This is a genomic window from Psychrobacter urativorans (assembly GCF_904846675.1).
Lineage (GTDB): Bacteria > Pseudomonadota > Gammaproteobacteria > Pseudomonadales > Moraxellaceae > Psychrobacter > Psychrobacter urativorans_B.
The window spans coordinates 20,854-33,849 of record NZ_CAJHBT010000010.1; the positions used below are offsets into that span (position 1 = coordinate 20,854).

Annotated in this window: 13 protein-coding genes; 2 read left to right on the forward strand and 11 right to left on the reverse strand. The window is 42.9% G+C overall.

All coding sequences use genetic code 11. The features are described 5' to 3' along the window. Positions 1-98 precede the first annotated feature (98 nt). Positions 99-2,138: a hypothetical protein gene (locus JMY06_RS06335; RefSeq protein ID WP_201617276.1), complete on the reverse strand. Its 2,040-nt coding sequence runs from the start codon at positions 2,136-2,138 to the stop codon at positions 99-101. Positions 2,139-2,623: 485 nt separating this feature from the next. On the opposite strand from JMY06_RS06335, the gene rpmB reads away from it, so the two are divergent. Both rpmB and rpmG read left to right on the forward strand, forming a co-directional pair. Beyond that, entirely contained in the window at positions 2,624-2,860 is a 237-nt protein-coding gene (gene rpmB / locus JMY06_RS06340) for a 50S ribosomal protein L28 (RefSeq protein ID WP_147224075.1), read from the forward strand. A 39-nt stretch (positions 2,861-2,899) separates the two neighbouring features. Continuing rightward, on the forward strand, positions 2,900-3,055 hold the full coding sequence (gene rpmG, locus JMY06_RS06345; protein ID WP_068037488.1) for a 50S ribosomal protein L33: 156 nt from the start codon (positions 2,900-2,902) through the stop codon (positions 3,053-3,055). Positions 3,056-3,203: 148 nt separating this feature from the next. On the opposite strand, the gene JMY06_RS06350 is transcribed toward rpmG, so the two are convergent. From JMY06_RS06350 to ispH, 10 genes are all read right to left on the reverse strand, one after another. Beyond that, positions 3,204-3,515 carry a hypothetical protein gene (locus JMY06_RS06350; RefSeq protein WP_201527735.1) on the reverse strand — a complete coding sequence of 104 codons (312 nt, stop codon included), beginning with the start codon at positions 3,513-3,515 and terminating at the stop codon, positions 3,204-3,206. 177 nt (positions 3,516-3,692) lie between these two features. Beyond that, positions 3,693-4,004, reverse strand: coding sequence for a hypothetical protein (locus tag JMY06_RS06355; protein ID WP_201527733.1), 312 nt, complete (start codon positions 4,002-4,004; stop codon positions 3,693-3,695). Between the two features lie 130 nt (positions 4,005-4,134). Then, positions 4,135-4,515, reverse strand: coding sequence for a hypothetical protein (locus JMY06_RS06360; protein WP_201527731.1), 381 nt, complete (start codon positions 4,513-4,515; stop codon positions 4,135-4,137). A gap of 88 nt (positions 4,516-4,603) precedes the next feature. After that, positions 4,604-5,296 (reverse strand): ribulose-phosphate 3-epimerase, encoded by a 693-nt coding sequence (gene rpe, locus JMY06_RS06365; protein ID WP_201527730.1) that lies wholly within the window; start codon positions 5,294-5,296, stop codon positions 4,604-4,606. A gap of 68 nt (positions 5,297-5,364) precedes the next feature. Beyond that, positions 5,365-5,628, reverse strand: coding sequence for a TIGR03643 family protein (locus JMY06_RS11965; RefSeq protein WP_320157853.1), 264 nt, complete (start codon positions 5,626-5,628; stop codon positions 5,365-5,367). 284 nt (positions 5,629-5,912) lie between these two features. After that, positions 5,913-6,809: an S-formylglutathione hydrolase gene (fghA, locus tag JMY06_RS06375; protein ID WP_201617280.1), complete on the reverse strand. Its 897-nt coding sequence runs from the start codon at positions 6,807-6,809 to the stop codon at positions 5,913-5,915. Positions 6,810-7,176: 367 nt separating this feature from the next. Beyond that, entirely contained in the window at positions 7,177-8,700 is a 1,524-nt protein-coding gene (locus tag JMY06_RS06380; protein WP_201617282.1) for a C13 family peptidase, read from the reverse strand. Positions 8,701-8,932: 232 nt separating this feature from the next. Beyond that, positions 8,933-10,936, reverse strand: coding sequence for a molecular chaperone HtpG (gene htpG, locus JMY06_RS06385; protein WP_201617284.1), 2,004 nt, complete (start codon positions 10,934-10,936; stop codon positions 8,933-8,935). Positions 10,937-11,167: 231 nt separating this feature from the next. Further along, a complete protein-coding gene (locus tag JMY06_RS06390) occupies positions 11,168-11,983 on the reverse strand; it encodes a thioesterase family protein (protein ID WP_201617286.1) in 816 nt (271 codons plus the stop codon). 53 nt (positions 11,984-12,036) lie between these two features. Continuing rightward, positions 12,037-12,993 (reverse strand): 4-hydroxy-3-methylbut-2-enyl diphosphate reductase, encoded by a 957-nt coding sequence (ispH, locus tag JMY06_RS06395; RefSeq protein WP_201527725.1) that lies wholly within the window; start codon positions 12,991-12,993, stop codon positions 12,037-12,039. Positions 12,994-12,996: the final 3 nt, after the last annotated feature.

Genomic DNA, 12,996 nt, shown 5'->3' on the forward strand with positions numbered 1-12,996 from the left:
CGCTGGGTAGTTCAGAATATAGTATAGATATCTAATAGTGAATAAAATAAAAGCCCCCGATATGATATCGGGGGCTTTTTACTCTGAGTTTGTTATGCTTATTTTATAATATCGATAGTTTTGACCGTTGTTTTGCTATTTGGTGAAGGGGTGATTACTGTGAGTTTAATCTCATTGCCAGCGCTACACTGCTGCGCTCTAATCACATAACTCTTATCACTATCATCTTGATTGTTTCCGAGCATATTTCTACCATCAGGAGTAGATAAATCGACTAGCATTGGTACTGTTAGTATACTACCGATGAGGCCTTTGCTCGTTATCTGCGCTGTACAATTAGCATTGTCGCCGCTCGTTTTATCGAATGCGCGCACCTGAACTTGAGTCCCTGATGGCATAGATATTTTCTTACTATCTTGAGGATTAGCGCCATACATTTTAAATGGCAGTTGCATTGTCCCTTTACGGTTTTCTGTTAGATCATCGAAACTAGGACTGAAAGTCGGCGTAGTATCTGCAAATCCAACAACAAACTGTCTAAAAATCACACCTGTTATGGAAGGTAGTTTGAATTCATTAGCATCTGCTATACCATTTTCATCTTCATCAAGAAAAATGCCATTACCATTAATTTCTTGTTGAACACCTGTACCTGTGGTGTAAGATAGTACAGTAACGCGTCTGTCATCAGGCAGTATCCCTGAAGTGCTTAGAGTAACTTGGCAGCGACCATTATTCACAACGCAAAAGTTGGAAGATAAAGTACCCCCTTCTGCTATAAAGTTTATAGTAGAGCCGTTAACAAACTCATTATTACCGTCTCGTGCTATGACGTTCAAAGTGGTTGAGTCATTTAAACGTGTAATGGTCGTGACACCAGCAGTAGAGGTAGTAGTCTCTGTGGCAGCAAGGACATTTTTGGTAGGAGTTACAGTAAATCCTGATTGAGTAGATACACTACTAACCACGCCGATGTTCTCAAATATGGCAGTAACATCAACTCTACTAATCAAAGTTGCTCTTAATTTAATATTATCAGCAGTAGCATTACCTGCATATAGTGGCACTTTAATTCGACCGGCGTTGTCTGTGTTTAAGGTAAGCGGTTGCTGATTTCTAGCACTACCTATGCCAAAGTCATTGGGTGCACTCAATAATTCAACTTTAACGCGCTCATTGGCAAATGGCTTATCGTCTTTACTGACCACAAACTCAACACTACGTACTGAGGGCAGCGTACTACCTACAACACCTAATAATACTTCATTAGCGCAACCGTCTGCACCTGAGCCATCAGCAGAAGAGTCTGGGAAGCTTGGAGTATCGCCAGAAATACATTTTAGACTCAAAGCTCCTAGTGCCGTACGTTGATCAATAGTCACTGGCAAGCGAATATTAGCTCCGCTCTCCTCTATAGTGGCCACAATCGTCTGACTACCTTCACAGGTACCGGCGTTATAAGTAGCTCTAAAGCCTAAGACATTAGTCGCTGCACTACTGACCGTACCGCAGGTCGCCGCAAAACTCACTTCGACGTCTTTCTGGGCGTGCATCGTAGCAGAGTTTTTCACTAGACCTGTAATATCTGTAGAACCGCCATAAGGCAGTCTGTTTTGCTCTAATCTTACTTCATCAAAAATTAAGTTAGCGCTTTGAACAGAGAAGAAGTAAGCTGGGGTTGTAGCGTCCACACCATCATAAGTGGCAGTCGCAGATAATGAGTAGCTACCAGAGTCTGAAGTCCCCACAGCTTTTAAAGTCATCGTGGCGATACCATCAGCATTGGTCAACACAGTGCCATTCGTATTACCAAATAGCACCGAGGTGATTGCAGCATCAGTGCCGAATGTTACTAACGCGCCACTAATCGGCTCGCCTTTACCATCTGTAACTTTGACACTTGCTGTCGATCCTGAGCTGGTAATAACGCGCGTAGGCTGACCTAAACTATCAGTAATGTTAACAGCGCTAATATTAGTATTACGTACTGGCGCTCCTGGTTCAGATCCAGAACCAGGATTAAATGGAGGTGGAAGAGAGTCCACACCATCACTACCGCACCCTGCTAATGTTAATGCTAAAGTAAGTGCTGTTAACTGGAATAGCTTAAAAATAAATGGCTTTGAGCTATACGACATATTTCGGACTCCGCGGCAGCGTTAATTTATTTGAGTAAAAAGTGAAAAAATTGCCACACTATCTGTAAAAATTAATATAACGACAAGTAGGTTTACAGTAGTAACAGTTCTATTAACAGATTGTATTAAATTTATAACGGAGACTTTACTGACCTTTGTCCTAACTTACAACCAAAAACTCTATCCTTGCATCAAACAATCAATAACATAACACCGCAAATACAGGGTATAATGACTGCTTTTATGACGACAATTAGAATAAAATTATTTGATTATTCACTGATTTTATGGTATAAATGTCGGCTTTAAAATTTTCTGAATTGGTCGGTCTGTTATTTGCCTTTAGATGACAGAAATACCAGCTCAACCTTCATATAGTTTTGTTTGGTGCAATGGTGCCTCTTGCTGTGTCCATGCCGCAAATTTGCGCAACTTGCCCAGACTTGTATGAGAATCCCTCATACTTCATAGATTAGGAGTTCGCTATGTCTAGAGTTTGCCAAGTGACTGGAAAGCGCCCTATGGTGGGTAATAATGTTTCGCACGCAAACAACAAAACCCGTCGTCGCTTTCTACCAAACCTTCAACGCCATCGTTTTTGGGTAGAATCTGAAAATCGTTTTGTGCGTCTACGTATATCTACTAAAGGTATGCGCATCATTGACAAACTTGGTATCGATAAAGTGTTAGCAGATTTGCGCGCACAAGGTCAAAAAGTTTAAGCCTAGTGCTTGCATGCCATCATTTAAAGGAAAGCTATCATGAGAGATAAAATTAAATTGGTATCAACTGCTGGTACTGGGTATTACTATACCACTACGAAAAACAAGCGCACGATGCCTGGCAAGATGGAGATCAAAAAGTTTGATCCGAAAATTCGCCAACACGTGATCTTTAAAGAAGCAAAAATTAAATAATAGTCATTATTCAATGGCTATTGTTTTAGGCAATAAAAAAAGGTTTATCAATTGATAAACCTTTTTTTATTGCCTAATTTTTATAATCTTGTATGTTTATCACGCAACCATTCAAATTAGCTACTGATTAAATCAATTAGTAGTCATATTAGCTATAATTTGCTGGCTCTTTATCGTAAACATGCGCATGCCACTGGCTCATTTGTTTTTGCATAATTACTTGTATAGCAGCATGAATCATATGCTGACCGATCGATTGAGTATCGCTACCGAGCAACTCTTTGAGCTTATCAGAAAAATCAATGGTCATTAGCGGCTCTTCATCTTTCTCAGCATCTCGTAATAACAGCGTGCCATCATCCGCCTCAACTAGCTCAAGGGTGGTTTCTTTGCCAAATCCTGCAAACTGATCGCTACTGTCATTATCTACTTCTATCTCATTATCAATATCGTATGGCATTCAGCGTTTTCCTCATTATCCCGTCTTATAACCATATAATGTCTGCAACAGCAAACAGCATGGCAATGCGGGTAAAACCTATTACCCTACAATGGACGCTTTAGCCCTAAATTTCAAGGGCCATTACGCAAGTCTTATGAATGGATCGTTATTAATTGCAGCTCAGTAACCAATACACTAACGCCAATAGCGCAACTTACCTATAGTAAATAACAAGGCGACAAACATACCCATATAATATGCCAGCCTTAGCTCAAAGGTGGGATCGCGGTACTTAAGTGGTAACGCAACCGTTGCCGTGGCTGTGGGCAATATCAGCAGCATCAGCAGCCAATTTTCGATAACGTTAAGCCAACCTTGTAGCCCCGTCCCATTACGTAGTGATGCCAATCCTAATAATAAACAAGCAATAATTAAAACAATAATTAAGCCTTTAGGTAAGTCCTTTGGAAAGATAATATCAGTGATTTTAATCGGTGATTTTTGCATGTCATAATCCAGTCACACTTAAACAGCGTGACTCATTGATTAATTAGTTAATTAATTAATTAATTATTGATTGAAAGGGCTACATTTATTTAAAGTAATGGTCACGATTATGGTTATGAGAATAGGCGGCTTAGCTGTAAGTGCCCATCAACCACAATAAAGAAATGCAGGAAGTTAGGTAGCCAAGACTAATCGCATTCCAGCTCTGAATATGCGTATTTTTAACTTTATTGAATACGCGAGACCCAAGCCAAAATAGTATCGGAATACCCAGCATAAATACAGGCACTACCACGGCCGCATGCCGTACCACCTCTCCGACATCGTCGCCTACCATTAAGCGAAAACCGTAACCAGCGAGGCTTAGAATTAATGCAAACACCCCTAGGCCGATAGTAATACCTTTGGGCACTAAGCTGGGAGATTTGGGGCTAGAAGGTTCAGCGTGATGACTCGTACCCTGCGCTTGGGTAGACGGTGCTGACTGGGTGGCCGATTTTTGCGTATCCATATTTCACCTCTGTATGACTGACAATCACGCTGCAATTTAGTATTGTACTAAATTAATGCTGTAACCACTTACCCTTTTAATATAACACTTACCCGTTACTGTTTACCAATGCCAGCTCATCACGCATGGCGGTAATGGCGGCGCGGTAGTCTTCATTGTTAAAAATAGCAGAGCCTGCCACAAACATATCAGCGCCAGCTTCAGCGATAGCGCGAATGTTATTGGTTTTGATACCACCATCTACCTCTAATCTGATATCACGGCCGCTGTCGTCGATCAGCTTACGTACTGCACGTACTTTATCTAAAGTGCTTTCAATAAACGACTGACCACCAAATCCAGGGTTTACGCTCATCAAAAGAATTTGATCAACTTTATCCATCACATAGTCTAAATAATGCAGCGACGTGGCAGGATTGAGTACCAAGCCGCATTTTGCACCGCCATCTTTAATCAATTGTAATGAGCGATCAACGTGACCACTGGCTTCCGGATGAAAAGTAATGACGCTTGCGCCCGCCTCCAAAAACTGCTCAATCATGCCATCAACAGGTGTGACCATCAGATGCACATCAATCGGCACATCAATGCCATAATCGCGCAGGGCTTTACAAATCATACTACCGAAAGTGAGATTCGGCACATAGTGATTGTCCATCACATCAAAATGAATCACGTCGGCCCCTGCTTTTAGAACGGTATCAACTTCCTCACCTAAACGAGCAAAGTCAGCGGACAAGATAGAAGGGGCGATTAGATAAGGCTTAGACGGACAAATCATAAGGAGCTACCTAGTTGACGTTTGCTTAATAAATTAAAATGCTGGGTAAAGCAATGGTTATAATAGTACTAGCGCGGCTTATATTGAGTGGCGCAATAAGCGCGGCCCACTAAAAATGGGCGTTTTGCTTGATGCTTAGTCGTACGACCAGTCACCCGCTGCCGCCATAATCGAAAAGAGGAGGACTTTAATTCCTGACGCATCAATAAAATAACATCAGCTTCAGTAAGTTCATAGCTGTATTCTATCGCTGCAAATGGCGTTCTATCTTCCCATGCCATCTCTATTACCCGTGATATTTGCGCGGCATCAAGTACTGTATTATCTGCCACATCGGTTACTTTTGATAGCAGCTTACTTGACTTAAGAGTACCAGAATCAACGGTATATGCTTGACGCTTTGCTTTCTGCTTGTCTGCCATTGCCTTGTCTATATCAGCCTGCATGATGGCAAGTGAAGAGTGAGTGTTTTGGTGCTTTGCGTCTGAGCGATCACTTACTGATAACACTTGAAAACTTGCCATAAAAACTTACCTTTTGAGTGTTTATATGCTTTGTTGTCTACTTTTTATTTTCTATATTAAATACAGTCTTATTGAGCTTAACAAAGCACTATTTAGCTTAGCTGTGCCATACGCCAGTGATGTTCAATATGGTCATTAATCACGGTTTGGATAAAGTAATAGCTGTGATCATGACCCGCTTGATAACGTAGGGTCAACGGCTGCTTTACTCTTTCGCAAGCTTGTTGCAGCTTAGGCGTTTGCAGCTGTCCGTCTGCTAAAAACTCATCGGCTGCCCCTTGATCCACTAAAATGCTGGAATATTGCTGGCCAACTGTTTCAATAGTATGGGCGGCATCGAACTCTTTCCAGACTGTCTTATCTTCGCCGAAATATTCGGTATAAGCAGCCTGACCCCATGCCGACTCACTAGCTGCACACACTGGCGATAATGCTGAAACGCTAACAAATTTACTGGGAAATTTAAAGCCTAATAATAGCGCGCCATGTCCACCCATTGAGTGTCCCATAACCCCAATACTGCTAATAGCAAACTCAGCGCGGAGCAAATCGTATAACTCATCGACGATGTAACTTTGCATATTAAAGTTATCCGACCACGGTGCGCAGGTGGCATCGACATAGTAGCTGGCACCTTGACCGACAAAATAGCGCTCATCGTTAGGCACATCAATTCCTGTATCAGCATCACTGCGCGGTGAAGTATCAGGCGCAATAAATATCATGCCAAGCTCGCTGCATTTTTGTTGAAAATGTGCTTTGTGGGTAACGTTATCTGCATTACAAGTGAGACCTGATAAATACAATACCGCAGGACAACGATGTCCTGCCAGCGCCTCGTCAGGCAAATAAATGCTAAAGGTCATCGGCGTCTTAGTAGCCGTTGATTGATGACTGTAATAATGCTGTTCGCCATCAAAGCAGCGATTGGCACTTACGGTTGTTAATTGCGAATTGGCCGGTAAACTGTAGCTATAATGATCACTCATATTGAACATCCTTTTTATCTTATCTTTTGTATATTTTTAAAAGTAGTATTTAATATTCAAAAAACGGCATTGGTAAATAAGTACTTAATAATGCACTGTCTAAACAAAAAAACTAAGGAGAAATAATAAAAATAAGCACTAGGACTCATGACAATAGCGCTTATTTTTATTATTTTTTATGAACGACATACTTAAAACTTTAGATAGTAAGCCTATCAACAACTAGGCGCTTAACAGCCAATCAGTAACTATTATACAAACTTCAAGCAAGTACAACGTAGCCTTTATATGGCTCTTTGTTAAAACCATCTTAAGCCGATATTACTCAAAGTGATTAATAAACCATTTATCATTCAACACTCATCAATCACTGCTGTTGGCGCTCATTAATCACTGTCTTCTTGGACAATGCATTGGATGCTGGTTCAGGCATGCTATCAGGCACAAGATTAATTGTCGCCTCATTCATATTGTTAGAGTTATCAAGATTACTACGGGTAATATCTGCTATCGTTGGTCGCGCCTTATCGAACAACACTTGCTCAAATGCCGGTAATGCCGTTTCCATCAGACTACCAATCACCATTTGCGGCTCTGAGGGCTCAAAACCCATAAAGCCTTCGCGCTCGCTAACCCGCAAACTGGCATCTTTAAAGGCTGCAGCAAAGCTGGTATTTTCGCGTAAGCTCTCAGCAAAAAAAGCTTGCCCAAAATAGGTCATCTCTGCGGTATTGGTGCAACCGAACGACATCTTATTAGCCGCTGATGCAGTAATAACCACAGTGGTGGGCGACTCCAATTCATCGATAAATGAGCCGGAATAACAGGCAGATACCACAATCACCCGCCAGCGAATACCAGAAGAGTCCAGTGCTTCACGTAGCCATGCTGGATCTAAGTTATCCATCTCAAGCGGTGGATTCTCTAATTGCAGAATATCTTGGTCACCATGCGATGATAGCGTCAGCAGCAACACATCCTCATCAGCATTCATCTGCTGTCCTATACGTTTCAGTCCTTGCAAAATACTAGTCTTAGTCGCAACTGGCTCATCAAGCCAGCTATAGGTGTTGTTAATTAGCGCCAGCGAGTTGCCACTGGTGCCAAAACGCACATCAAACAACTCACGGACTTTATTAATCTCAGAGCGAAATACGTTTTGCTCAGCGTAGCCTGCTACTCCCATAAAGTACCAATCACTTTTGCCTGGTATACTTGGGTTAATACTGTTTAGCGCTTGTTGTAAGAGGCGCGGCTGCTCATAGAGTGCCGCCTCTTCTAATACAGGCTGTATGGGTATTTGCTTAAATATCGGCTGATCTGCAACGTTGTTTTGCCAAATGGTTAACAGCGCCACCGCGCCTACCAATACAATGATACGCTCCCACCACGGCGTGCGCTGGCGACGGGCAAAAATCCATAACAGCGCCAACGTTTGCCATAAAAATAGCAGCAAAAATAATATCGGTAAAAACGAATAACTCCAGTCTGGTAGCCAGCCATGAGTGCCCAAAAACTGTACCGCGCTCTGTAACAACGCGGATAATGTATCGGCCACTAACCATAGCACCACCGGCACAAAAACCAAGCTTTGATTACTGGCGCGCCGGGCTAGAATAATGCCGCCCAATAAAATAATGGTCGGCCAAATCAGATAGCTAACCAGCCCTTGCTCATTGAAGACACTCCCATTTTCGGCAGCCAGCCATGAAAACAGGACGTTACTGCCTAACCCCAATAATGCAAAAACTGCGAACTGTATAAAAGTTGGCTTTACCCATGAAAACGCGCGTGTTGACCCGACTAGCATCCATAAAGATGCAATAATATTGGCAGCGAAATTAAGTGAGAAGCGCTGAAGAGAGATGGTTTTGAGCGACGAGAGTGACAAAGACTTAGACCTCTATCCAGCCGAGAGAAGTGAAGATGTAATGAGATACAGATTACATAATTGACCAGTTTATCCTGCCAATGCATCGCGATTGTAACGGATTGTCAGTAAAGACGATAAGGCTAATTTGTAAAGTGTGCTATAAAAAATCCATAAAAAAAGAGGTCTCATTGCGAGACCTCTTTTTTATGTATGACCATTTTTGTAAAACAGCCTAACTTTTCTAAATTGACTATCTCGTCAATAGCTCATTCACACGTTTAAGATAAGCAGCTGGGTCTTCTAACTGACCACCATCAGCTAACAAGGCTTGGTCAAAAATAACTTGCGCCAAATCATCAAACTGCTCGCTGGTCTCTAGCTTTTTAATCAATGGATGGTCAGGGTTGACCTCTAACGTTGGTTTGCTTTCTGGTACTTCCTGACCCATTTGCTTAAGCATCTGAATCATCTGTGGTGATAATTCACCTTCGCCAACCACTAAACATGCAGGACTATCTACTAAACGAGTAGATACTTTCACGTCTTTAGCACGGTCACCTAATGCTGTTTTTAATTTATCGACGACTGGCTTGAGCGTTTCTTGCGCCTTTTCAGCTTCGGCCTTTTCAGCTTCGTCTTGCAAGTCGCCTAAGTCCACCGCACCTTTAGCAATATTCTGCAATGGCATCTCATCAAATGAGGTCAAGAAGTTCATCGCCCACTCATCAACACGGCTAGTCATTAGGATAACTTCGATGCCTTTTTTCTTAAATAGCTCAAGTTGTGGGCTATTTTTGGCGGCAGCAATATTATCAGCGGTTAGATAGTAGATGGCTTTTTGACCCTCTTTCATGCGGTCCTTGTAATCTTCAAAGCTGGTCGTCTCGCCGTCTTGGGTACTGGTAGCATAGCGTAGCAACTTGGCAATACGTTCTTGATTACCCATGTCCTCGCCAACACCTTCTTTGATGACATCACCAAATTCTGCATAGAACTCCGCAAACTTCTGTTGCTTGTCGCTATCTTCACTATTAGCTAGGCTCGCCAGCAACGTTAGAATACGACGGGCGTTCCCATCACGAATCGACTTCACATCACGCGATTCTTGTAATATTTCGCGGCTGACGTTTAATGGCAAGTCGGCTGAATCAATAACACCTTTAACAAAACGCAGATACATCGGTAGCAGTTGCTCAGCGTCATCCATAATGAAGACACGTTTGACGTAAAGCTTTAGTCCCTGTTGCTGCTCACGAGTATATAAATCTACCGGCGCTGTTTTAGGAATATAAAGCAATTGGGTATATTGAACACGGCCTTCAACACGGTTATGCGTCCAAGTAAGCGGCGCGTCCATATCGTATGTGATGTTTTTATAAAAATCGACATATTCATCGTCATCAATCTCAGATGCTGAGCGTGTCCATAAAGCACTGGCTTTATTAATGGTTTCCCACTCATCGGTCAGTACCATCTCGCCACCGGCTGAAGTGTCGGTATCGTTACCGTTTTCTTCGGTATTTTCTTCAGTGTCATCAGCAATATCTTCTTGCCAAACTTCTTTACGCATCTGAATCGGTAGGCTGATATGGTCGGAATATTTATTGACCAAACGCTTAATTTTGCTACGGTCTAAATAACTGTCTTCGCCTTCACTATACTGCTCTTTAAGATGTAAAGTGATCGATGTGCCGCGCTCAGCTTTAGTGATAGGCTCAACGGTGAACACACCGGTGCCATCAGATACCCAGCGCACACCTTTATCTGCGGCATCACCCGCTTTGCGTGATTCAACGCTGATGCTATCAGAAACAATAAAACCTGAATAAAAACCAACCCCGAACTGACCGATCAGCTGACCATCTTGCTTTTGCGATTCAGACAATTTGTCCAAAAAGGCTTTGGTACCTGATTTGGCAATCGTACCTAAATTTTCAATTGCATCGGCTTCGTTCATGCCAATACCGTTATCAATAAAGGTAATGGTTTTGGCATCTTCGTCAACTGCGATACGAATACGCAGCTCACCGTCATCTTCATAAAGACTGTCATCGTTAGTGGCTTCAAAGCGCAATTTATCACAGGCATCAGAAGCGTTAGATACTAATTCACGGACAAAGATATCAGAATTAGAATACAGTGAGTGGGTCACTAAATGTAATAATTGCGCAACTTCTGCTTCGAAACTATGTTTTTTTAATTCAGGATCTTTATTATCAGCACTCTGATTGTCAGCTTGGGTTTGTTCACTCATGAAAAGCTCCTTTAACTTATTCTGCAATAAATTATTATAAAATAGCGGATATTAAGCTGGGCTCGGTTTTAAGAATAAATATCAAGCTCAACGTTAAATACAACTAGACTGATTATACAAATAGGGGCGCGGCAAAAAATTTCAAGCATCGAGCAGCGCTTTATTATAATTAAAGCTTAAATTACAGATTGCTAAGTACTTATTAATCAAACATTAGCGCATTAATAAGTATTAGCGTGGCATGGGACGAATAGTCAGAATTTGCTCACTACGCCCAAAAGGCCCATGTACATCATGGAGTACGCTACTTGTCACACCAATACCATCAGCGCCGTACTGTTGTACCGCCTCAATACCTAGCCAGCGTCCTTTAGGCGCGCGGTGCATATGAATTTGCAAGTCAGTATTAGGAAACATCCATTCCGCGTCTGATAGCCCCAATCCCAGGCGCGGCACGACGCCATTGGCAGTATCTACCATGCCCATTAAATGTACCAAAACAACAGTGGGCTCGCCGGCAACCATCTTAGTATCATTGGTTATCCACACCATACCTTTACCAGGACGTCGGTCTGCCTCAGCGACCAGACGCACGCTTTTAATGAAGCCGCCCGGCCAGCCTTTCATATCTTCCCAGACTGGTAGCTCATTGGGCTGATGCAATGCGTCTTGATCTTCAAGCCCTGCAATAGCGCTGGTATCTTGGGTCAACAGTCGCCACGCCCGCGCGATGATACAATCGCGACCACGACTGCTCATCACTGACTCTATTAGCTCTATGGTTTTGCCCGGACGAATACAGCGCGTGGTAATAACGAAGTTATCAAGCGGTATCAGTCCTAAAATATCAAGGCTGATGCGTGCGATACGCATATTATCTTGCGGTGCAAACTGGCTCAGCTCGCGCGTCAGCACGCCCGTTGCTGGCGCCATATGTTGCTCGTGCTCGTTCCACGCCCCTTGTGCATGCTCAGTTGGCTTGTAGTAAGCAGCACAGACACCTTCTGCGTGCTGTTCACGTTTAATAAGGTTGTAATATGCAGTCATGGTTATCCTTAACGTTTGTTTTTGGCTATTATTTAAGCTGACTTTAGCGTTAGTTATTTACTGACTTGTGCAACTGGAATGCGTAGCGCTTTTGGTAAACTAAAAGTAACATTTTCTTCAATACCCGCCAGCTCATTTGGTATTTTACCACCCCAATCTTGGAGCTGTTGCAAAACCTCTTGAATCAGAACTTCAGGTGCTGAGGCGCCAGCAGTAACCCCAACATTTTGCACGCCATCAAACCAGCTATTATCCATCTCACTGGCGTTATCAATCAGATAAGCATGACAGTTCATACGCTCTGCCAGCTCACGCAAACGGTTAGAGTTTGATGAGTTCGGTGAGCCCACAACTAAGACCACCTCACAACGTCCTGCCAAGTCTTTAACCGCATCTTGACGGTTTTGAGTGGCATAACAGATATCGTCTTTTCGCGGCCCTTGAATCTTGGGGAATTTATCACGCAGCGCATCAATAACGCGGGCGGTATCATCCATCGACAAAGTAGTTTGAGTGACAAAGGCTAAGCGCTCGGGGTCTTGTACGGTCAACGCTGCAGCATCGTTTTCATTCTCAACCAGATGAATATTGCCGCCGTAACGATGACTAAAACGCCCCATCGTACCCTCTACTTCAGGATGACCAGCATGACCAATTAACACGGCATCCATGCCCTCTTGAGCAAACTTCGCCACTTCCATATGTACTTTAGTAACCAGTGGACAAGTGGCGTCGAATATAGTGAGGTCACGGCGTTTGGCCTCGTCTTCGACCGCTTTTGAGACCCCGTGAGCTGAGAAAATCACAATCGAGTCATCAGGTACTTCGTTAAGCTCTTCGACGAATACCGCACCACGATTGGCCAAGTCTGAGACCACAAACTTGTTATGCACCACTTCATGACGAACATAAATGGGCGGCTCAAAACGGGTCAAAGCTTGGTTGACAATAGCAATCGCGCGGTCCACACCCGCACAAAACCCACGTGGATTGGCAAGATAAATTTGCATAAG